The following is a 605-nucleotide window of genomic DNA, read 5'->3' on the forward strand; positions in this document are numbered from 1 at the left end:
GGTCTCGACCAGCCGAGCGCCGGGGGCGTGCGCTCCGGCGCGGGCGGCGACGCGGGCCTCGGCGATGCGCCGGCCTCGGCCGAGGCCGGTTTGGCGCTTCCCGGCGCGGGCCTGACGCTTCCCGGCGCGGGCCGAACGCTTGCCGGCGCGGGGCTCGCGCCGGTGCCGGGCTCCGCGCCCTGCGGGGCGGACGCGGAGACGGTGGCAAGCCCTGCGGCCCGGCTCGGGGGCGGCGGGCAGGTGCGGTCGGCGGCGGGTGCGGGCGGGGGGCGGGGTGGTGAATCGATTTCGCAGCCGGTGGCCAGGCGGCGGGGGCCGGCCGATCCGGTGCGGGCGGTGATGCACCGGCACCAGGGGATGATCGCCGGGGCCGTGGACGCGTGGGAGATCGCCGCGGGTCTTGAGGCGTACGGGGTCAACGACGGGGAGGCCCGGCGGCTGCGGCACCGCGACGTGTTCGGGCTGGCCGAGGAGCTGTACGCCCGGGTGCCGCGGGCGGTGCGGGTGGCGGCCGTGGGGGAGCGGGCGGCGGGCGGTGCCCGGCTCGGGGCGCGGCGGACCGCGCTGCACCTGCTGCCCGGCGCCGGCTGCGTCCTGGCCGCGGG

At 81.7% G+C, this 605-nt stretch carries 1 pseudogene; it reads left to right on the forward strand.

Features of this window, described 5'->3' with window-relative positions:
- Nucleotides 1–339: 339 nt before the first annotated feature.
- Nucleotides 340–605: pseudogene (locus NFU81_RS41180) on the forward strand (hypothetical protein); the annotation flags it as partial.

The organism is Actinacidiphila cocklensis (genome assembly GCF_907177275.1).
GTDB classification, from domain to species: Bacteria; Actinomycetota; Actinomycetes; order Streptomycetales; family Streptomycetaceae; genus Actinacidiphila; species Actinacidiphila cocklensis.